This is a genomic window from Bradyrhizobium sp. B039 (assembly GCF_038965675.1).
GTDB classification, from domain to species: domain Bacteria; phylum Pseudomonadota; class Alphaproteobacteria; order Rhizobiales; family Xanthobacteraceae; genus Bradyrhizobium; species Bradyrhizobium diazoefficiens.
Genome location: NZ_CP152416.1, coordinates 1,701,773 through 1,726,104 on the forward strand (window position 1 = coordinate 1,701,773; position 24,332 = coordinate 1,726,104).

Sequence of the window (24,332 nt, forward strand, 5' to 3'; positions counted from 1 at the left end):
TAGCATGACCCGCCGCCGCATCCTCGTCATCAACCCCAACTCCTCGGCGTCGGTGACGGCGGCGATCGACGACGCGGTCGCGCCGCTGCGCATCGCCGGCGGGCCTGACATCGAGGTCGTGGGCCTTGCCGAGGGGCCGCCCGGCATCAGCTCGCAGCGCGACGCCGACAGCGTCGTCATGCCGCTGGTGAACCGTGTGTCGCGCGACGATGCGGATGCCTTCGTGCTCGCCTGCTTCAGCGATCCCGGCCTGCATGCGGTGCGTGAGGCGGCCGGTGGCCGCCCGGTGCTGGGTATCGCCGAATGCGGCATCTTTCGCGCGCTGATGCTGGGCGAACGTTTCGGTGTCATCGCCCTGTCGCCGTCGAGCATCCGCCGCCAGCAGCGCATGGCGCGCGTGATGGGCGTCGACAGCCGCTATGCCGGAAGCTGGTCGGTCGGCGCGAGCGCGGCGGAGACGGCAGGCGCCGACATCCGCGGCCGGTTGATCGACGCCGGCCGCGCATTGGTCACCCAATGCCGCGCCGATGTCGTGGTGATGGGCTGCGCCGGCATGGCGTCCCACCGCGCGGCAATCGCGGATGCGATCGGCGTGCCCGTGGTCGAGCCGGCGCAGCAGGCGGTGGCCGCTGCGATCGGCGCGGTCTTGTTGAACACGTAATATCCTTCAGGAGCCCTTCGTAATGCCCGTCTCCCGCCGCTCGCTCCTCAAGGCCGCCGCTGCAATGCCGGCGCTGTCGCTGCCGGGCATCGTCCGCGCTGAATCTCAGTCCACGCTGCGCTTCATTCCCGTCATCGACCTCGCCTTTGTCGACCCCATCTATTCGACCGCGCAAGTGTCCCGAAACCACGGCTTCATGGTCTACGACACGCTCTACGGCATGAGCTCCTCGCTCCAGGTCTCGCCGCAGATGCTGTCGGGCCACACCGTCTCCGCCGACGGGCTGCAGTGGGACCTCAGCTTGCGCGACGGCCTGTTCTGGCATGACGGCGAGCGTGTGCTCGCCCGCGACTGCGTCGCCAGCATCCGCCGCTGGGCGGCGCGCGACGGCTTTGGCGGCGAGCTGATGGAGGCGACCGCCGAGCTCTCGGCCACTGATGACCGCACCATCCGCTTCCGCCTCAAGCGTCCGTTCCCGCTGCTGCCGCAGGCGCTCGGCAAGGCCGCGATCAACGCCTGCTTCATGATGCCGGAGCGGCTGGCGAGTCAGGACCCGTTCAAGCCGCTCACCGAGGTCATCGGCAGTGGCCCGTTCCGCTACCTCGCCGACGAGCGCGTGCAGGGCGCCCGCAATGCCTATGCCAAGTTCGAGCGCTACCAACCGCGCACCGACGGCAAGCCGGATTGGACGGCCGGCCCGAAGATCGTGCATTACGACCGCGTGGTCTGGACCACGACGCCCGATGCCGGCACCGGCGTCGCCGCGCTCCAGACCGGCGAGCAGGACTGGCAGGAGACCACGCCGCACGACCTGTTGCCGATCATCAAGGCCGCCGGCGATATCGACACGCGCATCCTCGATCCCCGCGGCTATGCCTGCATGCTGCGCCTCAATCATCTCCAGCCGCCGTTCGACAATCCCGCCGTCCGCCGCGCGCTGCTGGGCGCGATCGACCAGTCTGCCTTCATGACGGCGGTCGCCGGCACCGATCCGGCCTTCCAGGTGTCGCCCATCGGCTATTTCGCTCCGGGCACGCCGATGGCGAGCGAGGTCGGTCTCGACGTCTTCCGCGGCCCGCGCGACTACGCCAAGGTGAAGGCGGATCTGAAGGCCGCCGGCTACAATGGCGAGAAGATCGTCCTGCTCGTCCCCACCAACTCGCTGGCGCAGAAGCCGCTCGGCGAGATCGCAGTGGACTCCTTGCGCAAGGCCGGCATGAACGTCGAATATGCCGGGCTTGATTTCGCCGTCGTGTTGCAGCGCCAGCTCAAGAAGGACCCGCTTCCGCAGGGTGGCTGGAGCGCGGCGGTCGGCAACTGGCAGGGCATCGACTGGCTCAATCCGGCCGGCAACACCAACATCCGCGGCGAAGGCAAAGTCGCCGGCTGGTACGCGAGCGAGAAGATGGGGGCCTTGCGCAGCCAGTGGCTGGCGGCCTCCGAGCTCGCCGAGCAGCAGCGCATCTGCCGCGAGATCCAGGCGGTGGCGTTCGAGGAAATCCCCTATATTCCGATCGGCCTGTACAAGCAGCCGACCGCCTATCGCAAGGCCATCACCGGCATTCTCGACGGCACCGCCGTCTTCTGGAACGTACGCCCCGCATGAGCACGATCGCAATCTTCGGCAGCTATGTGCTGTCACGGAAAGACGGCGCGCAGGATGTGCTGCGCGACCATTGGGTCCTGGTCGAAGGCAAGAAGATCGCCGCGGTCACGCGCGACAAGCCGAGCGCGGACGAGGTCTACGACAGGCCCGGCCGCTTCGTGCTGCCGGGCCTGTTGAACCTGCACAATCACTGCTTCTCTGAAGCCGTGGCGCGCAGCCACAGCGAGGACGGCAACGGCCGCAAGAACAATCAAAGCATCGTCTACACGGTGCTGCTGCCGCTCACCAAGCGCGGTGCCGAGATCCTGTCGGCAGAGGAGCGCCTCGCGGTGGCGCGGCTCGGTATCCTCCAACTGCTCAAGGGCGGCGCCACCACGGTGATGGAGCCGTTCCGCAATTCGATCCCCGAGATGTTCGACGCGGCGGAAGAGATGGGCATCCGCTTCTACGGCGCGCCCTATCTGTTCTCGACGTCGGATGCCAAGGCGGGCCCGGATGGCGTGGTCCGCTATTCCGGCGACGACGGCGCCGCCGACATGGCGACGTGGGACGCGCTCTACCAGCGCTGGAACAATCGCGGCGGCGGCCGCATCAGCCTCGCCATGAGCCCGCACGCCACCGACACCTGCGGCCCCGATCTGCTCAAGGCCTGCGCGGCGCGGGCGCGCGAGCTCGGCGTGCCCATCACGACGCACATGGCGCAGAGCCGCGCCGAGGTCGAGACCATCGGCAAGCGCTATGGCGGCCGCACGCCGGCGCAATATCTGGACTGGCTCGGCCTGCTCGCGCCCGATCTCATGGCGGCGCACTGCATGTTCAGCACCGACGACGATCTCAAGCTGATGGCTGCGCGCGGCATGACCGTGCTGAATTGCCCGCGCGTGTTCGCGCGTGCCGGCGTCACCGCCGCCTTCAGCCGCTTCGCCGAGCACGGCGTGCGCACCGTGGTCGGCACCGACGGCTACAACATGGATCTGCTCGGCGAGCTCAATGCGGCCTCGCTGATCTCCAAGATCACGTCCAAGCGCGCCGATGTCGCCAATTCGCCGGAGTTGATCGAAGCGAACACGGCGGTCGCCGCCGACGTCATCAAGCGGCCGGACCTCGGCCGGATCGAGCCGGGCGCGACCGCCGACCTCACGGTGGTCGATCTCACCCATCCGCATCTCCAGCCGCTGTTCGATCCGCGTCGCGCGCTGATCGCGCTCGCCAACCGCGCCAATATCGATCAGGTCATAGTCGACGGCCGCGTGCTGGTTGAAGGCGGCCGCTATCTCGGCGCCGACGAAGCGGCGATCACCGCCGCCGGCAGCGCTGCGATCGGCAAGATCTGGGACCTGCCGGAGGCGCAGGCGGCGTTCAACGGCTGAGAGGCTGCCGGTGCTACGAAGACGGTGCGCTCCCTCTCCCGCTTGCGGGAGAGGGCAGGGGAGAGGGTTGTCTCCACACAGGGACACTCCCCGTGTGGAGAGAGCCCCCACCCGGCGCTTCGCGCCGACCTCCCCCGCGAGCGGGAGAGGTTGAAGCGAGCCTGTGGCCAAATCGTTTCAATCCCCAAATCGTTTCAATCCAAAGGTATTCTAATCCTCAAACTCCGCGAGCGCCTTGCGCATGGTCTCGACCAGATCCAGCGCCACCGGCGAGGGGCTGCGCTGCGCCGGAAAGACAGCGGAGAATTCGAAGTCGATGCGTGGCAGGAAGCGGCGCACCACGACGCCGCGGGTGGAGAATTCCTGCGCGGTGAAGGGATCGCAGATTGCGACGCCAAGTCCTGACGACACCATGCCGCACATGATCTCCGACAGCGTGGTCTCGACCCTGAGCACGCGGCGGACATCATGGCGATGGAAGACCTGGTCGACGAGGTGCCGGCTCGACGATCCCGCCGACAGTGAGATGAACGTCTCGCCCTCGAAATCGCGCGGCTCCAAGACTTCCTTCTCCGCGAGGCGATGACCGGTCGGCAGCACCGCGACGCGCGCCAATGCCGGCAGCCGCAGGCTCGGCAGGCCGGAATGGGCGATCGGCACCTCGGCAAAGCCGATGTCGCATTGATTGTTCAGCACCCAGTCGACCACGATCGGCGAGATCACGCCGAAGAAGGCGAGGTTGAGGTTGGGCCGCTCCTTCAGGAAATGTCCGGCCAGCCGCGGCAGATAGCCGTTCGAGAGCGCCGGCAGCGCGGCGATCCGCAAGGACCCGGTGCGGCGGCCGCGGATTTCCTCGGCCGCGGCGGTGATGCGTTCGAGGCCGACGAAGGAGCGCTCCACCTCGGTGTAAAGCGCCATCGCAGCAGCAGTCGGTACGAGGCCGGTACCGCGCCGCTCGAACAGCTCCATTTTCAACAGCGCCTGGAAGTCGCGCAGCAGCCGGCTGACCGCCGGCTGCGTCACGGTCATCAGCGCCGCCGCCTCGGTCACGCTGCCGGTCAGCATCGTCGCGCGGAATGCCTCTACCTGCCGCGAATTGATCCGGGCCATAACAAATTCCGTTCATAACATTTAGGCATGCAGAGGGTGCCATTATTCATTGGACGATGGAAGTATAGGTTTGCGATCTTTTTCATCAGGACTGGAGACAGCCCGCTTTTTCGGCAGATTGGAGGGGTTTGGACCTCCAGATCGCGCCAAAACCCGCCGAACGGGGGCCGGAGCCTGATCGGGGAGGAATTTGCGCGGAAGGAGATGCGGAAGGCGCTTCAGTCAGCGAGACACGTCGGCGCGTCACCTCATTCCGGTATTGGAGATCGGTCCACATGAAGACTTTTCGCCTTCTGACAGCGGTCAGCATCGCGGCGCTCGTTGCCGCCTCTTCGGCCGCCTCGGCCCAGCAGAAAACGCTCTATGTCGCCGGCTATGGCGGCTCGTTCGAGAAGACCATTCGCGACGAGGTGATCCCGGCCTTCGAGAAGGAGAACGGCGTCAAGGTCGAATACGTCGCCGGCAACTCCACCGACACGCTGGCCAAGCTTCAGGCGCAGAAGGGCAACCAGCAGATCGACGTCGCCATCGTCGATGACGGCCCGATGTACCAGGCGATCCAGCTCGGCTTCTGCGGCAAGCTCGAGGGCCTGCCCGCCGATCTCTACGACACCGCCCGCTTCAAGGACGATCGCGCTGTAGCGATCGGCATCGTCGCGACCGGGCTGATGTACAACACCAAGGTGTTTGCCGAGAAAGGCTGGGCGCCGCCGACCTCGTGGAACGACTTGAAGGACACGAAATACGCCAAGCAGCTCGTCATCCCGCCGATCAACAACACCTACGGTCTCGAAGCGCTGGTGATGCTGTCGAAGATAAACGGCGGCGGCGAGTCCAACGTCGATTCCGGCTTCAAGATCTTCAAGGAGCAGATCAACCCGAACGTGCTCGCCTATGAGCCGTCGCCGGGCAAGATGACCGAGCTGTTCCAGTCCGGCCAGGCCGTGATCGCGGTGTGGGGCACCGGCCGTGTGCAGAGCTTCGCCAACACCGGCTTCCCCGTCGACTTCGTCTATCCGAAGGAGGGCGCGGCGACGCTGCTGACGACGGCATGTCCGATCACCAAACCGAACGCTTCGCCGCTCGCGTCCAGCTTCGTCAAGATGCTGCTCGATCCAAAAATCCAGCTCGTGATGCTCAAGGACTACGGCTATGGCCCGGTGCTGAAATCGCTGGTGATCCCGCCGGAGCTCGGCAAGATGGCGCCGATCGGCGAGCGCGCGGCAAAGCTCTATAATCCGGACTGGACGGTCATCAACGAGAAGCGCGAGGAGTGGACCAAGCGCTGGAATCGCGAAGTCGAACGCTAATCGTTCGCGGCGGAGACAGCGTCATGGCCTATCTCGAGCTCGATCGGGTCGCCAAGCAGTTCGGAGCACAGACTGTGGTCGATGACTTCAGTCTGTCGGTGGGGAAGGGGGAGTTCATCTCCTTCCTCGGCCCGTCCGGCTGCGGCAAGACCACGACCCTGCAGATGATCGCGGGCTTCCTCGATCCCACGCGCGGCGCGATTCGCCTCAAGGGCAAGGACCTGACCGCGATCCATCCGGCCAGGCGTGGCCTCGGCATCGTGTTCCAGAGCTACGCGCTGTTTCCGCACATGACCGCGGCGGAGAACGTCGCCTTCGGCCTCGAGATGCGCAAGGTGCCGCGCGCCGAAAGGGCCGAGCGCGTTCGCGCTGCGCTCGCGATGGTCGGCCTCGCCGGCTACGAGGATCGCCATCCGCGCCGCATGTCCGGCGGCCAGCAACAGCGCGTGGCGCTGGCGCGTGCGCTGGTGATCAAGCCGAGCGTGCTGCTGCTCGACGAGCCGCTGTCGAACCTCGACGCCAAGCTGCGCGAGGAGATGCAGATCGAGCTGCGCCAGATCCAGCGCACCATCGGCACCACCACGATCCTGGTCACGCACGACCAGAACGAGGCGATGTCGCTGTCCGACCGCATCGTGGTGATGAGCCAGGGTAAGATCGAGCAGATCGGCACGCCGCAGGAGACCTATGAGAAGCCGGCCTCGGCCTTCGTCTCGCAGTTTCTCGGCAAGACCAACGACTTTGCCGCGACGATCGATCGGGCCACGGCGCCCGCGAAGCTGGTGGCGGGCTCCTGGAGCGCGCCGGCACCAGTTGGCCTCAGCGGTCCCGTCACCGTCAGCATTCGCCCTGAAAGAATTGGTTTTGGCGATGCGGGCCTCAGCGCAAAGATCGTCACGCGCATTTTCCAGGGCAATCACTGGCTGTTCCAGTGCGACAGCGAATGCGGTCCTGCGATCGTGATCCGCCAGAATGACGGCCAGTCACAGCCGGCCGAAGGCGAGACCGTTCGTCTTGCCTGGCGGCCTGAGGACATGAGCGTGCGCGGAGCTGCCGCATGAGTGCGGTCGCAGACACGGCTCCGCCGGGGGCCGCCGATGCGCGCATCGCACGCGCGCCATGGGTACTCTCCGCGCCCGCCTTGATGCTGTTCGTCGGCGTGCTACTGATTCCGCTCGCGATGACCGTGATGTTGTCGTTCCACGATTGGGGCCAGTACAAGGGCATCGAGCCGGTCTTCATCCTGAAGAACTGGCACGAGATCGCGACCGATCCCTACTACGCCGAAATGTTCTGGCGGACGTTTCGCATCGCGATCCTGACGACTCTCCTCACGGCCCTGCTAGGTGCGCCCGAAGCCTATATCCTCAACCGCATGAGCGGACGCTGGAAGAGCTTCTTCCTGCTCGTGATCCTCGGACCGCTGCTGATCTCGGTGGTGGCGAGGACGCTCGGCTGGGCGCTGCTGTTCGGCGGCAACAACGGGCTCGTCAACAAGCTCCTGATGTCGGCCGGGCTGATCCGTGCACCGATTCCCTTCATGTTCACCGAGACCGGCATGGTGATCGCGCTGGCGCATGTGATGATGCCGTTCATGGTGCTGTCGGTGTGGGCCGCGCTTCAGCGGCTCGATCCGCAGATCGAGAACGCCGCGATGTCGCTTGGTGCAGGTCCGATCACCACTATTCGCCGGATCATCATGCCGCAGATCATGCCGGGTGTGCTGTCGGGCGCGATCATCGTGTTCTCGCTCTCGGCCAGCGCCTTTGCGACGCCCGCGATCATCGGCGGCCGTCGGCTCAAGGTTGCGGCGACGCTGGCCTATGACGAGTTCCTGAACACGCTGAACTGGCCGCTCGGTGCGGCTGTCGCGACGCTGCTGCTGGTTGCGCTGGTCTTGATCGTCGTCGGCAGCAATGCGCTGATCGAGCGACGCTACGCGGAGGTGTTCCGATGAGACGGAACGGCCCCCTGGCGCTGATCTTCCACACCGTCTTCGTCATCGTCATGGTGGCGCCGATCCTGGTGGTCTGCCTCGTCGCCTTCACGCCCGAAGGCTTCCTGTCGCTGCCGACCAACGGCTTTTCGCTGCGCTGGTTCAGGACCATCGCGAACTATCCTGAATTCATTCACGCCTTCTGGGTCAGCCTCGGGCTCGGCGCGCTGTCGTCCCTCGTGGCGCTGTTGTTCGCGGTGCCCGCGGCGCTCGCGATCGCGCGCTATCGCTTCCGCGGCCGCGATGCGCTGGCGGCGCTGTTCCTGTCGCCGTTGATGATCCCGCATGTCGTGCTCGGCATCGCCTTCCTCCGCTTCTTCACCTCCGCCGGCCTCGGCGGCAGCTTCGCGGCACTGATCATCGCGCATGTCATCATCGTGTTTCCGTTCGCGCTGCGGCTGACGCTTGCGGCCGCGACCGGCATGGATCTTTCGGTCGAGATGGCGGCGGTCTCGCTCGGCGCCGGCGGCTGGACGCTGTTCCGCCGCGTGACCTTGCCGCTGATCCTGCCCGGCGTCATCAGCGGCTGGGCGCTGGCCTTCATCCAGTCCTTTGACGATCTCACCATGACCGTCTTCCTCGCGGCGCCCGGTACCGAGACGTTGCCGGTGCGCATGTTCCTTTATATCCAGGACAACATCGATCCGCTGGTGACGTCGGTCTCGGCCTGCGTGATCGCGATCACCATGACCGCCCTCATTCTGCTCGACCGCTTCTACGGGCTCGACCGTGTGCTCGCCGGCAAGGGCGATACGGGACGATAGGAGAACTCATGTCAGGAGAATACGACGTCGCCGTCGTCGGCGGCGGGTTGCTCGGCTCCGCCATTGCCTGGGGCCTCGGCCGGCTCGGCAAGAAGGTCGCCGTGCTCGACGAAGGCGACATCACCAAGCGCGCCTCGCGCGCCAATTTTGCGCTGGTCTGGGTGCAGAGCAAGGGCCTGGGCATGCCGGCCTATACGGTGTGGACCGTGCAGGCGTCGCAGGCATGGGGCAGGCTTGCCTCCGAGCTGAAGCAGCAGACCGGCCTCGATGTCTCGCTGCAACAAAATGGCGGCTTCCATCTCACCCTCGGCGAGGACGAATTCGGCCAGCGCACCGAGCTCGTCAAGCGCATGCACAACCAGGTCGGCGCCGCCGACTACAAGATGGAGATGCTGCCGGCGTCCGAGGTGAAGAAGGCGCTGCCGCTGATCGGGCTGGAGGTTTCCGGTGGCAGCTATTGTCCGCTCGACGGCCACGTCAATTCGCTGCGCACGTTCCGCGCCTTCCACACCGGCTTTATGGCGTTCGGCATCGATTATCTTCCGGAGCGGCCGGTTTCGGCGATCAGCAAGAGCGGCGGCGAATTCCGCCTGACCACGCCGAAAGGCGAGCTTCGTGCCGCCAAGGTCGTGCTTGCCGCGGGCAATGCCAACCAGACGCTCGCGCCGATGGTCGGCCTCTACGCGCCGATGGGCCCGACCCGCGGCCAGATCGTGGTGACCGAACGCACCATGCCGTTCCTGCCGCATCCGCTGACCACGATCCGCCAGACCGACGAGGGCACGGTGATGATCGGCGACAGCAAGGAGGACGAGCTGGACGATCGCACGCTGAAGCATTCGATCAGCGCGGTGATGACCGATCGCGCGCAGCGCATGTTCCCGCATCTGTCGCGGCTCAACGTTATCAGAAGCTGGGCCGGCATCCGCGTCATGCCGCAGGACGGCTTTCCGATCTACGACCAGTCGGAAACGCATCCCGGCGCCTTCGTCGCCTGCTGCCATTCCGGCGTGACACTCGCCTCCAACCACGCCTTCGAGATCGCGCGCATGGTGGCGCAGGGCGCGCTCGAGCCGGAGCTGGTCGGCGCGTTCTCCGCGAGCCGTTTTGGCGGCGATGGCGCTGCGAACAACAGCGGCTACTAGAGATATCAAGGAGCCAAGAGGCATCCCATGTTTAGACGATCCGAACAGGACAAACGCCCGCAAGTGCAGATCTTCGTCGATGGCGTTGCCGTCGCGGCGCGCCAGGGCGACACCGTCTCCGCCGCGCTATTGGCCTCCGGCCAGGATGCACGGCGTTCCACCGCGGTGAGCGGCGCGCCGCGTCTGCCTTACTGCATGATGGGCGTGTGCTTCGACTGCCTCGTCACCATCGACGGCGTGGGCAACCGGCAGGGCTGCATCGTGCCCGTTGCCGAGGGCATGCAGATCGAGATCCAGAAGGGCAAGCGGGAGATCGGAAGATGACTGTGGCTCCCAAGCGCGAAGATTATGACGTCGTGGTGATTGGCGCCGGGCCCGCCGGCCTCGCCGCCGCCGCGACATCGGCCGAGGCTGGCCTGTCGACGCTGCTGCTCGACGAGAATATCGGCCCCGGCGGCCAGGTGTTTCGCGCGATCGCTTCGACGCCGGTGACAGAGCGCAGCCAGCTCGGTGCCGATTATTGGGCCGGCGCGGATCTCGTGCAGTCGCTGCGCGCGAGCAATGCGGAAGTGATTCAGCGTGCGACGGTCTGGAGCCTCGACCGCAATCTCGACATCGCCGTCTCCGTCGGCGGTGCTTCGGCCTTCGTCAAGGCGAAGCGCGTGATCCTTGCGACCGGCGCGCTGGAGCGGCCGTTCCCGATTCCCGGTTGGACGCTGCCAGGCGTGATGACCGCGGGCGCCGCGCAGACCATGCTGAAATCATCTGCGCTGGTGCCCGATGGCCGCACCGTGATCGCGGGGCAGGGGCCGCTGCTCTGGCTGCTCGCCGCGCAGATTTTGCGGCTTGGCGGCCGCATCGACCGCATCCTCGACACCACCGAGCGCGGCAATTATTTCGCGGCGCTGCCGCATGCCTTCGCCTTCCTGACCTCGCCCTATTTCGCCAAGGGCCTGAAGATGATGCGCGAGGTGAAGGCGAAGGTGCAGGTCGTCTCCGGCGTCACCGAGCTCTCCGCGTCGGGTGACGGCCAGCTTGCCAATGTGAGCTATGTCGCCGGAGGCAAGCGCGAGACGCTTCCGGTCGATCTTCTGCTGCTGCATCAGGGCGTCGTGCCTAACGTCAATCTGGCGATGGCGGCCGGTGTCGAGCATCGCTGGGACGAACTGCAATTGTGCTGGTCGCCCGTGCTCGATGCGAACGGCTCATCGTCGGTCGCCGGCATCGCGATCGCCGGCGACGGCGCCGGCATCGGCGGTGCCAACGCCGCCGTGGTCCGCGGCCGCATCGCAGCGCGCGCGGCGGTGGAAGCGTTGGCACCCGCGGCTGCCGCGAAGCTCGCATCGATGGCAACGCTCCGCGCCGCTCTCGCCAAGGCCGAGCGCGGCCGCGCTTTCCTCGACACGCTGTTCCGCCCGGCGCCGCAGTTCCGCATTCCCTCGGGCGATACCATCGTCTGCCGCTGCGAGGAGGTGACCGCGAAGGATGTTCTCGATTCCGTCGCGATCGGCGCGACCGGGCCGAACCAGCTCAAGGCCTATCGCCGCACCGGCATGGGCCCGTGCCAGGGCCGGCTCTGCGGCCTCACCGTCACCGAGCTGATGGCGCAGGCCCGGGCCAAGAGCCCGCAGGAGATCGGCTATTACCGGCTGCGTGCGCCAGTGAAGCCGATCACGCTCGCCGAGCTTGCCGCCGTTCCCAAGACCGAGGACGACGTCAAGGCCGTGGTGCGCGGATGACTGGAAACGTGGATGCGATCGTCGTCGGCGGCGGCATCCACGGATGCTCGACCACGCTGCATCTGTGCCTCGCCGGCCTGAAGCCGGTGCTGATCGAGAAGGACTATGCCGGCCGGCATGCTTCCGGCGTCAATGCCGGCGGCGTGCGCCAGCTTGCGCGGCACGTCCCGGAGATCCCGCTCTCGATTCGCTCGATGGGGATCTGGGAGAAGATCACCGATCTCCTCGACGACGATTGCAGCTTCGAGAGCCACGGCCAGGTGCTGGTCGCCGAGAACGAGGAAGAGCTCGCGGTCTGCCGCGCGCGCGTCGCCGAGCTCAATGCGCTCGGCTTCACCCATGAAGAGCTGATCGACGCCACTGAGCTGCGGCGGCTGGTGCCTGCGGTGGCCGAGACCTGTCCCGGTGGCGTGGTCTCGCGCCGTGACGGCGCGGCCAATCCTGCGCAAACGACGACCGCGTTCCGGCGCAAGGCCGAACAGCTCGGCGCGACCGTGCGCGAGGGCGTGGCGGCCAGCAACATCCGCTACAGCGACGGCCTCTGGTACGTCGATGTCGGCTCCGACACCTATGCCGCGCCGGTGCTGGTCAACGCAGCCGGCGCCTGGGCTGGAAAGATCGCCGCCGCGCTCGGCGAACCGGTGCCGGTCGAAACCGTGGCCCCGATGCTGATGATCACCTCGCGCGTGCCACACTTCATCGATCCCGTCGTGATCCTGCGCGGCCGCAAGCTCTCCTTCAAGCAGTTCTCGAACGGCACCGTGCTGATCGGCGGCGGGCATCTTGCGAGGCCCTATCAGGACCGCAATGAGACGGTGCTGGACTGGAAGAGCCTTGCGATCAGCGCGCGCACCGTGTTCGAGCTGTTTCCGGTGATGCGCAGCGCGACGATCGTGCGTGCCTGGGCCGGTATCGAAGCCAGGATGAAGGACGACATCCCCGTGTTCGGGCCGAGTTCGCGGCACAAGGGTCTCTATCACCAGTTCGGCTTCTCGCTGCACGGCTTCCAGCTCGGTCCCGGCGCCGGCGCCGTGATGGCGGAGCTGATCGTCAACGGGGGCACCCAGACACGCATCGGCGATCTCGGCATCGACCGCTTCCACCCTTCCACGCTCTAGCAACAAGAGGACATCATGAGCATCACCCGCAGCATCCGCACGCCCATCATGCACCGCGCCGTCGAGGCCAACGGCTTCGTCTTCCTCGGCGGCACCATCGCCGACGACACGTCGGTCTCGATGGGCGATCAGACCCGCAACATTCTCGGCAAGATCGCCGGCTATCTGAAAGAGGCCGGCACCGACAAGAGCCGCGTCGTCAGCGCCTCGATCTTCGTCACAGATCTTTCCAAGAAGAAGGAGATGGACGCGGCCTGGACCGAGTTCTTCGGCGACAATCTGCCGACCCGCGCCACCGTCGGCGTCGCCGATCTCGGCGGCAGCGCGTTGATCGAAGTCGTGGTCACCGCGCTCAAGGGTTGACGGCATCCGCCGACGGGGGACGGCAGCGCACGACGCGCTGTCGTCCCCTTGGCTTGATCTTGCTCGCCTTCCGGACTAGTTAGAGGCATCTCGATCAGGAACTTCGCAGCCATGGACTTTACCCCGACCGCAACGCCGATCCGCCTTGCTCACGGGGAATTTCATGCCTGCTTCCATCATCCTGTCGAACCTGTCGCTGTCCACGCCTGACGGCCGTTCTCTTTTATCCAATATCGATCTGACATTCGCGGCCGAGCGAACCGGTCTCGTCGGCCGCAACGGCGTCGGGAAATCCACACTGCTGGCGTCGATTTGCCGGGAACATGTTCCTCAGTCGGGGCGCATTGTGACCAACGGAACCGTCGGCCTGCTGCGCCAGGACGTTCAACTGCGCGCGGGCGCGACCGTGGCCGATCTGTTCGGCGTGCGGGAGGCGCTGAAGCTGCTGCGCCGTGCGGCGCGGGGCGATGCCTCCGCCGACGACATCGCTGCGATCGACTGGACTCTCGAAGCACGGCTCGCGTCCGCGCTGGCGCGCGTCGGGTTCGATCTTGCCCCCGATACGGAGCTGTCCTGCCTGTCCGGCGGCCAGACGACGCGGGTTCGTCTTGCTGCGCTGGTGTTCGCCGAGCCCGACTTCCTGCTGCTGGATGAGCCCAGCAACAACCTCGACCGGGACGGACGCAGGGCCGTGATCGATCTCCTCGCCGCCTGGCGCGGCGGCGCGATCGTCGTCAGCCACGATCGGGGCCTGCTCGAAACCATGGACGCGATCGTCGAGTTGACGTCGCTCGGAGCAACGCGATACGGCGGCAATTGGAGCCGGTACCGCGAGCAGAAGGCTGTCGAGCTTGCTGCCGTCAGGCACGACCTTGCGCATGCCGAGAAGCGGCTGTCCGAGATCGACGGCAAGGCGCAGGAGGCAGTGGAGAGGAAGGCGCGCAAGGACAGCGGCGGCAGGCAGAAGCGTGCCAAGGGCGACATGCCGCGCATCCTGGCCGGCGCGCGCAAGGATCGCAGCGAGGACGCCGGCGGAAAGACGGCGCAAGTTGCCGAGCGGCGGCGCGCGGAAGCGCTCGATGCCGTCGACACGGCGCGCCGCCGCGTCGAGATTCTCCAGCCGTTGTCCGTGAGATTGCCGTCGACAAACCTGCCGGCGGGGAGGGAGGTGGTTTGGCTCGATCGGGTCAGCGCCGGCTATCATCCGGAGCGCGCGATCCTGCGGGATCTGTCGTTCACGATCGTCGGGCCGCAGCGTGTGGCGGTGGTCGGGCCAAATGGTTCAGGCAAGACGACGCTGCTGAAGCTCATTGCCGGCGAGATGTGCCCCCTTGTGGGCACGGTGAGGGTCAAGCCCGACTTCGCGCTGTTCGACCAGAAGGTCAGCCTGCTCGATCCCGCGATCTCGATCCTGGACAATTTCAGGCGCCTCAATCCAGAGGCGGGCATGAATGAGTGCCATGCCGCCCTTGCGCGCTTCATGTTTCGCGCCGACGCTGCCTTGCAGATCGCCGGGAGCCTGAGCGGCGGACAGCTGCTTCGTGCCGGTCTTGCTTGCGTGTTCGGCGGGGCGACGCCGCCCTCACTGCTGATCCTGGACGAGCCGACCAACCATCTGGATATCGCGTCCATCGAAGCCGTCGAAGCGGGCTTGCGGGCCTATGATGGCGCGTTGCTCGTCGTCAGTCATGACGAGGCATTCTTGCAGGCGATAAGAATTACGCGGCGGCTCGATTTGGCCGCCGAGGTGCCTGGCGCCGATGGCCGGATCCTCTGATCCCGCCTCGCCGTCCGGATATCGCGGAGATTTTCAAAAGCCCGACGCCCTGCCCCCAGCGCGTCGGGCGGAAAGATTGACTATCAATCGGTAATCCCAATGCCATTGTTGTGACGCGTATCTCACTATTTTTCCACTCCGGGAAACTACCGCGTCGAACCGGGTTGCTCCTGCCGTCGATCCGTGTCGCTTTACGCGCTGCCGCCCGGTTCCAGCGCCTCGCCGATCTCCAGCGGATGGGCCATGGTCTCGTGCAGCGCGTCGCGGTCGAGCTCGCCCTCGGAGATGCTGATGACGACGCAGGCGACGCCGTTGCCGATCAGATTGGTCAGCGCGCGGCACTCGCTCATGAACTTGTCGATGCCGACCAGGATCGCGATGGACTGGATCGGGATGTCTGGCACGATCGAGAGCGTCGCGGCGAGCGTGATGAAGCCGGCGCCGGTCACGCCCGAGGCGCCCTTCGAGGTGATCATGGCGATGCCGAGGATGCCGAGCTCCTGCCAGATCGTCAGATGCGTGTTGGTCGCCTGCGCCAGAAACAGCGTTGCCAGCGTCATGTAGATGTTGGTGCCGTCGAGGTTGAAGCTGTAGCCGGTCGGGATGACGAGGCCGACCACCGAGCGGGAGGCGCCGAGATGCTCCATCTTCTGGATCATCTGCGGCAGCACGGTCTCCGACGACGACGTGCCGAGCACGATCAGCAGCTCGTCCTTGATGTAGGCGATGAAGCGCAGGATCGAGAAGCCGGCGAGCCGGGCGATTGCGCCCAGCACGATCAGCACGAACAGGATGCTGGTGAGATAGAACGTGCCGATCAGCGCGGCGAGGTTGAGCAGCGAGCCGAGGCCGTAGGCGCCGACGGTGAACGCCATCGCACCGAACGCGCCAACGGGAGCGACGCGCACGATGATGCGGATGATGCCGAAGAACATCTTCGCGGCCTTGTCGATCGCATCCGCGATCGGCTCGCCGGCCTTGCCGAGGAAGGCGATGGCGAAGCCCGAGAGGATCGAGATCAGCAGCACCTGGAGTAAATCGCCTCGTGCGATGGCGCCCACATAGCTGTCGGGGATGATCGCCATCAGATGGGCGACGATGCCTTCCTCCTTGGCCTTGGTGACGTAGGTCGCAACCGATTTCGGGTCGATCGTGGCGGGATCGATGTTGAAGCCGTGTCCGGGCTGGAGCACCTCGCCGACCAAAAGGCCGACCGCGAGCGCGACGGTCGAGACCGATTCGAAATAGATCAGCGACTTCAGCCCGACCCGGCCGACACGCTTGAGATCGCCCATCGAGGAGATGCCGTGCACCACGGTGCAGAAGATCACCGGCGCGATCATCATCTTGATCAGCGCGATGAAGCCGTCGCCGAGCGGCTTCAGCTCCTTGCCGAAATCGGGATAGAAATAGCCGATGAGCACTCCGAGCACGATCGCGATCAGCACCTGGATGTAGAGGATCTTGTACCAGGGCTGATGCCGGCGACGGATGGCTGGCTGGATCGCGATCTGTGTCATATGATGAGCCCGGAACGCATTGATTTTGCAAGATTTGAATCTTGCATGACTCGCATCATGTGATGGCAGCCGCAGAAGCGACAATCACATTTTTGTCGGATCGCACGAAGATCAATCGCTGCACCGCAACGGGGGGAGCATGGCAACCACGACAGGCTCGGACGAGCAGACGCAGGGCTACTTTCCGCGCTGGAAACTCAAGACCTCGGGCGTGATCATGCCGGAGGAGCGGCTGTCATGGGGCCAGACCATCGTCTCCGGTCTGCAGCATTGCGTGGCGATGTCGGGCTCGACGATCATCGCGCCGCTGCTGATGGGGTTCGATCCCAATGTTGCGGTCCTGTTCTCCGGCGTCGGCACGTTGATCTTCTTCGTCATCGTCGCCGGACGCGTGCCGAGCTATCTCGGATCGAGCTTCGCCTTCATCGCCGTCGTCCTCGCCGCCACGGGCTATGCCGGGCAGGGGCCGAACCCGAACATCTCCGTTGCGCTCGGCGGCATCGTCGGAGCCGGGGTGCTCTACGGCGCGATTGCGCTGATCGTGATGTGGTCGGGCGTCGGCTGGGTCGAGCGCCTGATGCCGCCGGCCGTCACCGGCGCCGTGGTCGCCGCGATCGGTCTCAACCTCGCGCCGGTCGCGGTCAAGGCGGTGAGCGCCAATGCGTTCGACACCTGGATCGGGCTTGCGACCGTTCTCATCATCGGCGTGGTCGCCGTTGCAGCTCCAGGCCTGTGGCGCCGCCTGCCGATCATCCTCGGGGCGATCGGCGGATATCTCTTGTATTTTCTGTTCGCGAACGGCCTCGGCTTCGGCAAGCCGATCGACTTCGCACAGCTCTCGGCCGCGTCGTGGCTCGGCCTGCCGAAATTCACCACTCCGACCTTCCAGGCCAATGCGATCTTCCTGATCGCGCCGGTTGCGGTCATCCTCGTCGCCGAGAACCTCGGGCACATCAAGGCCGTCGGTGCCATGACAGGCCGCAGCCTCGATGCCTATCTCGGCCGCGCCCTGTTCGCCGACAGCCTGGCCACGATCGTCGCAGCCTGCGGCGGAGGCACCGGCGTCACCACCTATGCCGAGAACATCGGCGTCATGGCGGCGACGAAGGTCTATTCGACGCTGCTGTTTGCCTTGGCGGCCACGGTGTCGATCCTGCTCGGCTTCTCGCCGAAATTCGGCGCGCTGATCCTGTCGATCCCGGGTCCCGTCATCGGCGGCCTCTCGATCGTGCTGTTCGGATTGATCGCGGCGATGGCCGGGCGGATCTGGGTCGAGAACAAGGTCGACTTCGCCAATCCTGCGAACCTGATTACCGTCGCCGTGGCGCTGACCGCGGGCGCGGGCGACCTCACGCTCAAATTCGGCGCGTTCACGATCGGCGGGATCGGAACCGCGACCTTCGGCGCCATCATCCTCTATCAGATCCTCACCTCTTCCCTCGCGCAACACGCGGAATGAATCCCAGGGCTGCGCTGGTGTGATGGAACAAAACGTCGTTTCCGTCGATGATGAGGCACTCCGGAGAAAGCTCATGCCACAGACCGACCGCTCGATCCCCTTTCCCTCGCGCCTCGTTGGCCAATACGCGCTGGTGACCGGCGCCTCGCAAGGCATCGGCCGTGCCGTTGCCGTCCGGCTCGCCCAGGAAGGCGCGACCGTCGCCATCAACTATTTCGATCACCCTGGGAAGGCCGAAGAGACGCTCGCGCTCGCGCGGACGGCATCGGGCGACCGCGGCCACGGCAGGCTCGATCATGTCATCGTCCAGGCTGACATCGGCAGCGAGCAGGACATCGCCGCGATGTTCGAGACCATCCTGGCGCGCTGGAAGCGCCTCGACTGTCTCGTCAACAATGCCGGCTTCCAGCGGGAATCGCCGAGCGATGCGCTCGACGTCGAAATCTATCGCCGCATCATCGACGTCAATCTCAACGGTGCCGTGCTCTGCGCGCAGAAGGCGCTGGCGCATTTCGTCGCGCGCGGCGGAGGCGGCAGCATCATCAATTGCTCCAGCGTCCACCAGATCATTCCGAAGCCCGGCTATCTCGCTTATTCGATCAGCAAGGGCGGCCTGGCCAACCTCACGCGCACGCTGGCGCTCGAATTCGCGAGGCACGGCATCCGTGTCAATGCGGTAGGTCCGGGCGCGATCGACACGCCGATCAACGCGGCCTGGACGGGCGACCCGGAAAAGCGCGGTGTCGTCACCAGCCATATTCCGCTCGGCCGCGTCGGCACGCCGGAAGAGATCGCCGCCGTGTTCGCCTTCCTTGCTTCAGACGATGCGAGCTACATCACCGGGCAGACAATCTATGCCTGCGGGGGCCTGACCATGTTCCCCGAGTTTCGCGAGAACTGGGCAAGCTAGACACGTAGGCTCACGGACGAAGCCACGAACTCTTCACCCTCGTGCCGATCGCTTCAGAAATCTCCTGCGAGCAGGTCGTAGGAGCCTCTGCTGCCGCGCACATACTTCCTGGCCGCGGTGGCACATATCAAGTCGCGATTGCAATCGAACGCGTTCAGGAGTCCCGATTCGGTCGCATGGACGCCCGGTTGAATCCGCATCAACGCGCCTTCATCGATGAAGAACGAGGCCTCGATGGCGCTGTCGTGTCCCCAGAACCGCACGGCACGCCGTGTCTGGTCATATGAGCGACTGTGATTTGGGAAATCAATCATGGTTCGGGCCGATCAGGTTGCAGGTGCCGTGCGCCTTCACGCCGTTTGAGCCGGGGGCACGCTGGGTGGCCGACGCTCGGCTTGCGTACGTCAGGTACACGGACGTTTCGTCGAGACCTGACAAGAGCGAACCGGTTGCGCCTCTTTCAAATGATGATCTGGCGACAGGGATACAACCCGGTTCGATGCTGCTCGCGACAAATAGTTCGTCGCAAGCCTCGCTATTCGGCGAAAGGTGACTATATCCCGTCGATCACCGCTCGCCCCTCGGCCGTTATCGGTGACTGAGAGCATTGCGCTCCCGCCGCGACCAAGAGGCGGTCAATATGTCGGTTTCCCCCGGATTCATCCTTCGCGAGTGGCTCGTACCTCCGGTCTTGCTGCCCATCTTCTTCGTGCTTGTGATCGCCGTTTCGATGTTGATTCAATGGTAGTCGGCTTCGGCGCGCCTTCGCCGTCGGATCAGGCAAGTACCTCATCGGATTCAATTCAGCCGTCGTTGGGTTGCGAGCTGAACGCGAGGGCGATCGACGCCCTCCGTCGAGCTCGCGAGATGCCGTCGGGAGACAAGCGCATGGCGGCAATGCGCAGGGCAGCAATTCTTGGAAATGCCGCTGAAATCCACGCCTATTTCTCGCCAGCGAAGGCGCCCAAGCAAGATCACGACGCCGCTGAAATCCCGCCTTCGTGACGGAACGTTCCACTGAAACCAGGTCCGGCAGCAACCCTCGTGACACAGTCGCCAATGCTCGAGATCGATCTCCGCACGGGCCAGCACCTCGGCGGCGGAGAATCGCATGAGGATGCTCTGGCGGCAGAGAATGTCAGCCTGCGGCTTCTCCTTGCCCAGGCCGAGATCAACACGAGGGGCCTGCTTGCCAGGGCGGGCATCGACGCCAGGGAGCGAGAGACGTCCGAGAAGCTGCAAAAGCTGATCCTTGAAGAGCTGCACCACCGCATCAAGAACACGCTCGCGACCGTCTCCGCCATTGTCTCCCAGAGCTTGCGCGGCGAGCAAGGCTTGGCGCACGCACAGCAGGCGATCGCGGGGCGGCTGCTCGCGCTTGGCCGGGCGCACGATCTCCTCGTGCGGGCGAGCTGGTCGAGCGCCGACCTCGGGGCGGTCGTCCGCAGCGCCGTCGAAGCTTTCGACGATCCTGCTGAATCGAAGTTCTCGATTTCGGGGCCCGATCTCCGGATCAATTCGGCTGCCGTGGTCGCGGTCGCGATGACGCTCAATGAGCTTTGCACGAACGCCACGAAGTATGGAGCCTTTTCCGCTCCAAAGGGGTGCGTCGATCTCCACTGGACGATCGATCCGCAGACGCAACGCTTGCGCCTGACCTGGATCGAGAAGAATGGTCCGGTGATCCAGTCACGCGCAAAGCGCAGCTTCGGAACGCGATTGATCGAGACGCTGGGTCGCGAACTCCAGGGCGACGTGCAATTGACCTACGCGGAGAGGGGCTTCGCGTACACGTTCGACGCTCCATTGGCTTCTCTGAGTGTCCCGATGCCGGCCTAGCCGGCAGGCTGAAATACGCCGAGACTTTCAACGAAAGGAGGCGGCATGTTCAAATTTCTACAGTATCGTGCAAGAGCGGCCGCGTACGGCGAACTGGCCAGGAGTTCGCCCGGCAAGGATGATACCCGCAAATTCGAGAAACTGCAGGACAGCCTTGCATCGCGCGCGGACAACGAGCAGGTCCTCGCGGACCAATACGTGGATGCAGTGAACGCCGGGGGGACGGAGCGACTGCGCGGCGCAGCCCTGGCGGCGGAGGAAGAGCGTGTCTTGCGGTGTCTCGGCGCGGCCGTCATCATGCAATGGAATTCCCTGCCGACGACGCTTCAGCGGGAGATCTTCGACACCGCCGGATCGGTCGGAACATTGTTGGACACGGCGGCGCTCCGTGGGCAGATAGCCCGGTTTCTTCACAAGCACAGGCATGACACCGATCCCAGCAAGATCTGACGGGTGATGTGTTCGGGGCAGAACAAACGGGTGCGCGAGCATTCGCCGCCGGCATTTCTCCGGCGCGGATCAAGCCGTCGCCGGCTTCGATCCGCCGGTCCGGGAGTGATCTGGCAAAATGTCGCGGCGCGGACTACATCTGCGCCATGTCAAATGCTCCGCTGGCAAACCAATCGCTCCAGGATTTCGTCGCCCGGCACCAACGTCTGTTCGTGCTGACCGGCGCCGGCTGCAGCACCAATTCGGGCATTCCCGATTATCGCGACAGCCATGGCAACTGGAAGCGGACCCAGCCGGTCAATTTCCAGGCCTTCATGTCGGAGGAGCACACGCGCCGGCGCTATTGGGCACGCAGCCTGATCGGCTGGCGGCGGTTCGGTCAGGCGAGGCCGAACGATGCGCACCATGCGCTGGCCCGGCTCGAGGCGAACGGGCGGTGCGGGATGCTGCTGACCCAGAATGTCGACCGGCTGCATCAATCCGCCGGCCACAGGCAGGTGATCGACCTGCATGGTCGGCTCGATCTGGTCCGCTGCATGGGCTGCGGGGCGAAGACGCCGCGGAGCGAATTCCAGGATACGCTTGGCCGCGCCAACGCAGAATGGCTCGCGCTCGATGCCTCGGATGCGCCTGATGGCGATGCCGATCTGGAGCACGCGGATTTTTCGTCGTTCAAGGTGCCCGCCTGCGAAGCCTGCGGCGGCATCCTCAAGCCCGACGTCGTGTTCTTCGGCGAGAACGTGCCGCGCGACGTCGTCGCCACCGCGCAGGACCATCTGTCGCAGGCTGACGCGATGCTGATCGTCGGCTCCTCGCTGATGGTCTATTCCGGTTTCCGCTTCGTGCAGGCTGCCGCGCAGCGGCAGATCCCGATCGCCGCGGTCAATCTCGGGCGCACCCGCGCCGACGATCTCCTGACGCTCAAGGTCGAGGAGCGCTGCGAAGCGGCGCTTGCATTCCTGCTCTGATCGCGTGCGGGGCGAACACGCCTTGCCTATTGCATGGGTGCCAAGCAGAATAGCCGGGCGCGGCGTTGCCGGCATGCCTGATGGCACGGAAATTGCTGCGTTTTTGTCCCCAGTCTTGACGATCAGCCGGAGAATTTGGAATGCTTGAGGGAGCCGAGGTGCGGCTTGCCGTCGATATCGGTGGCACGTTCACCGACATCGTTCTGGACATGGGCGAGGTGCGCAAGACGCGCAAGGTGCTGACGACGCCGCAGCGGCCCGAACAGGCGGTGCTGGACGGGATGCGTCTCATTCTCGCCGATGCGCGCGCCCATATCAGCGACATCGACGTCTTCATTCACGGCACCACGCTCGCGACCAACGCCATCATCGAGCGCCGCGGCGCCAAGACGGCGCTGATCGCGACCGACGGCTTTCGCGACGTGCTCGATATCGGCACCGAGAGCCGCTACGACCAATACGACCTCACCATCGACAAGCCGAGGCCGCTGGCGCCGCGCAGTCTGCGCTTCACTGTGCCCGAGCGCATCGACGCGCACGGCGCCATCCGTCTCCCGCTCGACGAAGCGTCAGTGCGCGCACTCGCGCCAAAATTGCGTGAATTGAAGGTCGAGAGCGTCGCAATCGCCTTCCTGCACTCCTACGCCAATCCCGAGCATGAGCGCCGCGCAGCCGCGATCCTCAGCGAGGAGATGCCCGGCGTCTCCGTGACGGTGTCATCGGCGGTGTGTCCGGAGATCCGCGAATATGAGCGCACGTCCACCGCGGTCGCGAATGCCTATGTGCAACCGCTGATCGACGGCTATCTCGCCCGCATGGCCGATGCCCTGCAGGTCGAGCAGTTCCGCGGCGCCATCTATCTCGTCACGTCCGGCGGCGGCGTCACCTCGATCGAGACGGCGCGGCGCTTTCCGGTGCGCCTCGTCGAATCCGGTCCCGCCGGCGGCGCGATCTTCGCGGCGCAGATCGCGGCGCGTCTCGGCGAGAGCAAGGTGCTCTCCTTCGACATGGGCGGCACCACGGCCAAGATCTGCCTGATCGAGAAATACCAGCCCGAGACCTCGCGCGTGTTTGAGGTCGATCGCGCTGCGCGCTTCCTGAAAGGCTCCGGCCTGCCGGTGCGCATTCCCGTGATCGAGATGGTCGAGATCGGCGCCGGCGGCGGCTCGATCGCCCATGTCGACGCGATGAAGCGCGTCACCGTTGGCCCCGAGAGCGCGTCCTCGGAGCCGGGCCCCGCCTGCTACGGCCGCGGCGGCCAGCGCCCGGCCGTAACCGATGCGGACGTCGCTCTTGGCATGATCGATCCCGACGCCTTCGCGGGTGGCACGATCAAGCTCGACCCCGAACTCTCGAAGCAGGCGCTGCTCCGCAGCGTCGGCGAGCCGCTGGGCCTGCCGGCGGAAACCGCGGCCTATGCCGTGCATGAGGTCGTCTGCGAGAACATGGCGAGTGCGGCACGCGTACACGCGGTCGAGCGTGGCGCCGTGGTCGGCCAGCATACGCTGATCGCCTTCGGCGGTGCCGCACCGCTGCATGCGGCGCGTGTCGCCGAGAAGATTGGTGTCTCCCGGGTGATCGTGCCGTCGAATGCCGGCGTCGGCTCCGCGGTCGGGTTTTTGGCGGCGCCCATCGCTTACGAACTGGTGCGCAGCCGTCACGTCCGGCTCGACGATTTCGACACCAAAGCGGTCTCCGACCTCTTGCAGGAGATGGCGACCGAGGCGCGTGCGCTGGTCGAGCCTGGTGCTGCCGATGCGCCGGTGCGCGAACGCCGCGCGGCCTTCATGCGCTATGTCGGCCAGGGCCACGAGATCAGCGTCGAGCTGCCGAACCGGCCGCTGAATTCAGCCGATCTCGCCGGCCTGCGCCAGAAGTTCGAGGCGGATTATTCCTCCATGTTCGAGCGGTCGATTCCGGGCGCTGCGATCGAGGTCCTGAGCTGGTCGGTGCTCGCGACCACCGATGCGCGCAATCCGTCCGTCGTCGCTTCCGTCGCACGCATGCCTGCGGGCAAGGCGTCCGGCAGCCGGAAATTCTTCGACGGCCGGGCCGGAGAGGTGATCGAGATCCCGCTCTATCGCCGCGAGGACATGGCGCCGGGGGCGACGATTGCCGGCCCCGCGGTGATCGCGGAGGATGAGACCTCGACCTTCGTCTCCAACAGTTTTGACGCCCATATCGACGGTGCCGGCAGCATCGTCATGGAACGGAAGGCAGCTTGATC

22 protein-coding genes are annotated in these 24,332 nt (G+C 65.5%); 19 read left to right on the forward strand and 3 right to left on the reverse strand.

Annotated features, from left to right (window positions below; translation table 11 throughout):
* The first annotated feature begins 4 nt into the window (after window positions 1–4).
* The 3 genes from AAFG50_RS08040 to AAFG50_RS08050 are packed head-to-tail and all read left to right on the forward strand — an operon-like array spanning window position 5 to window position 3,637.
* Window positions 5–661, forward strand: coding sequence for an aspartate/glutamate racemase family protein (locus AAFG50_RS08040; RefSeq protein WP_028172975.1), 657 nt, complete (start codon window positions 5–7; stop codon window positions 659–661).
* Window positions 662–683: 22 nt separating this feature from the next.
* A complete protein-coding gene (locus AAFG50_RS08045) occupies window positions 684–2,267 on the forward strand; it encodes an ABC transporter substrate-binding protein (protein ID WP_028172976.1) in 1,584 nt (527 codons plus the stop codon).
* Window positions 2,264–3,637, forward strand: a complete 1,374-nt coding sequence (locus tag AAFG50_RS08050) for an amidohydrolase family protein (RefSeq protein WP_028172977.1) — start codon at window positions 2,264–2,266, stop codon at window positions 3,635–3,637. Before AAFG50_RS08045 ends, AAFG50_RS08050 begins: the two co-directional genes overlap by 4 nt.
* A 210-nt stretch (window positions 3,638–3,847) precedes the next feature.
* Here AAFG50_RS08050 and AAFG50_RS08055 read toward each other — a convergent pair whose 3' ends face one another.
* On the reverse strand, window positions 3,848–4,747 hold the full coding sequence (locus tag AAFG50_RS08055; protein WP_028172978.1) for a LysR substrate-binding domain-containing protein: 900 nt from the start codon (window positions 4,745–4,747) through the stop codon (window positions 3,848–3,850).
* A gap of 275 nt (window positions 4,748–5,022) precedes the next feature.
* On the opposite strand from AAFG50_RS08055, the gene AAFG50_RS08060 reads away from it, so the two are divergent.
* From AAFG50_RS08060 to AAFG50_RS08105, 10 genes are all read left to right on the forward strand, one after another.
* Window positions 5,023–6,057 carry an ABC transporter substrate-binding protein gene (locus AAFG50_RS08060; protein ID WP_028172979.1) on the forward strand — a complete coding sequence of 345 codons (1,035 nt, stop codon included), beginning with the start codon at window positions 5,023–5,025 and terminating at the stop codon, window positions 6,055–6,057.
* Between the two features lie 23 nt (window positions 6,058–6,080).
* Window positions 6,081–7,118, forward strand: a complete 1,038-nt coding sequence (locus AAFG50_RS08065) for an ABC transporter ATP-binding protein (RefSeq protein ID WP_028172980.1) — start codon at window positions 6,081–6,083, stop codon at window positions 7,116–7,118.
* A complete protein-coding gene (locus tag AAFG50_RS08070; protein ID WP_011089930.1) occupies window positions 7,115–8,014 on the forward strand; it encodes an ABC transporter permease in 900 nt (299 codons plus the stop codon). The genes AAFG50_RS08065 and AAFG50_RS08070 overlap by 4 nt, the downstream gene beginning before the upstream one ends.
* Complete coding sequence (locus AAFG50_RS08075; protein ID WP_011089929.1) at window positions 8,011–8,817, forward strand: ABC transporter permease; 807 nt, start codon at window positions 8,011–8,013, stop codon at window positions 8,815–8,817. Before AAFG50_RS08070 ends, AAFG50_RS08075 begins: the two co-directional genes overlap by 4 nt.
* 8 nt (window positions 8,818–8,825) lie before the next feature.
* Window positions 8,826–9,962, forward strand: coding sequence for an FAD-dependent oxidoreductase (locus AAFG50_RS08080; protein ID WP_028172981.1), 1,137 nt, complete (start codon window positions 8,826–8,828; stop codon window positions 9,960–9,962).
* 27 nt (window positions 9,963–9,989) lie between these two features.
* A complete protein-coding gene (locus AAFG50_RS08085) occupies window positions 9,990–10,286 on the forward strand; it encodes a (2Fe-2S)-binding protein (protein WP_011089927.1) in 297 nt (98 codons plus the stop codon).
* On the forward strand, window positions 10,283–11,701 hold the full coding sequence (locus tag AAFG50_RS08090; RefSeq protein ID WP_028172982.1) for an NAD(P)/FAD-dependent oxidoreductase: 1,419 nt from the start codon (window positions 10,283–10,285) through the stop codon (window positions 11,699–11,701). The genes AAFG50_RS08085 and AAFG50_RS08090 overlap by 4 nt, the downstream gene beginning before the upstream one ends.
* Window positions 11,698–12,819 carry an FAD-dependent oxidoreductase gene (locus tag AAFG50_RS08095; protein ID WP_028172983.1) on the forward strand — a complete coding sequence of 374 codons (1,122 nt, stop codon included), beginning with the start codon at window positions 11,698–11,700 and terminating at the stop codon, window positions 12,817–12,819. Before AAFG50_RS08090 ends, AAFG50_RS08095 begins: the two co-directional genes overlap by 4 nt.
* Window positions 12,820–12,834: 15 nt before the next feature.
* Window positions 12,835–13,182, forward strand: a complete 348-nt coding sequence (locus AAFG50_RS08100; protein ID WP_027545617.1) for a RidA family protein — start codon at window positions 12,835–12,837, stop codon at window positions 13,180–13,182.
* A 163-nt stretch (window positions 13,183–13,345) separates the two neighbouring features.
* Window positions 13,346–14,959 (forward strand): ABC-F family ATP-binding cassette domain-containing protein, encoded by a 1,614-nt coding sequence (locus AAFG50_RS08105; protein WP_028172984.1) that lies wholly within the window; start codon window positions 13,346–13,348, stop codon window positions 14,957–14,959.
* A gap of 191 nt (window positions 14,960–15,150) precedes the next feature.
* On the opposite strand, the gene AAFG50_RS08110 is transcribed toward AAFG50_RS08105, so the two are convergent.
* Window positions 15,151–16,479, reverse strand: coding sequence for a dicarboxylate/amino acid:cation symporter (locus tag AAFG50_RS08110; RefSeq protein ID WP_028172985.1), 1,329 nt, complete (start codon window positions 16,477–16,479; stop codon window positions 15,151–15,153).
* 139 nt (window positions 16,480–16,618) lie between these two features.
* Here AAFG50_RS08110 and AAFG50_RS08115 point away from each other — a divergent pair, with 139 nt between their 5' ends.
* Together AAFG50_RS08115 and AAFG50_RS08120 are read left to right on the forward strand one after the other, a co-directional pair.
* Window positions 16,619–17,938, forward strand: coding sequence for a solute carrier family 23 protein (locus tag AAFG50_RS08115; protein ID WP_028172986.1), 1,320 nt, complete (start codon window positions 16,619–16,621; stop codon window positions 17,936–17,938).
* A gap of 73 nt (window positions 17,939–18,011) precedes the next feature.
* Window positions 18,012–18,848, forward strand: coding sequence for an SDR family oxidoreductase (locus tag AAFG50_RS08120; RefSeq protein ID WP_028172987.1), 837 nt, complete (start codon window positions 18,012–18,014; stop codon window positions 18,846–18,848).
* 53 nt (window positions 18,849–18,901) lie between these two features.
* On the opposite strand, the gene AAFG50_RS08125 is transcribed toward AAFG50_RS08120, so the two are convergent.
* On the reverse strand, window positions 18,902–19,162 hold the full coding sequence (locus AAFG50_RS08125) for a DUF1488 domain-containing protein (RefSeq protein WP_011089919.1): 261 nt from the start codon (window positions 19,160–19,162) through the stop codon (window positions 18,902–18,904).
* 745 nt (window positions 19,163–19,907) lie between these two features.
* On the opposite strand from AAFG50_RS08125, the gene AAFG50_RS08130 reads away from it, so the two are divergent.
* The 4 genes from AAFG50_RS08130 to AAFG50_RS08145 all read left to right on the forward strand — a co-directional run bounded on the left by AAFG50_RS08130 (window position 19,908) and on the right by AAFG50_RS08145 (window position 24,330).
* On the forward strand, window positions 19,908–20,687 hold the full coding sequence (locus AAFG50_RS08130; RefSeq protein ID WP_028172988.1) for a sensor histidine kinase: 780 nt from the start codon (window positions 19,908–19,910) through the stop codon (window positions 20,685–20,687).
* Window positions 20,688–20,732: 45 nt separating this feature from the next.
* Window positions 20,733–21,137, forward strand: coding sequence for a hypothetical protein (locus AAFG50_RS08135; protein ID WP_011089917.1), 405 nt, complete (start codon window positions 20,733–20,735; stop codon window positions 21,135–21,137).
* 146 nt (window positions 21,138–21,283) lie between these two features.
* Entirely contained in the window at window positions 21,284–22,105 is an 822-nt protein-coding gene (locus AAFG50_RS08140) for an NAD-dependent protein deacetylase (protein WP_011089916.1), read from the forward strand.
* Between the two features lie 140 nt (window positions 22,106–22,245).
* A complete protein-coding gene (locus AAFG50_RS08145) occupies window positions 22,246–24,330 on the forward strand; it encodes a hydantoinase/oxoprolinase family protein (RefSeq protein WP_028172989.1) in 2,085 nt (694 codons plus the stop codon).
* The last annotated feature ends 2 nt before the right edge of the window (window positions 24,331–24,332 follow it).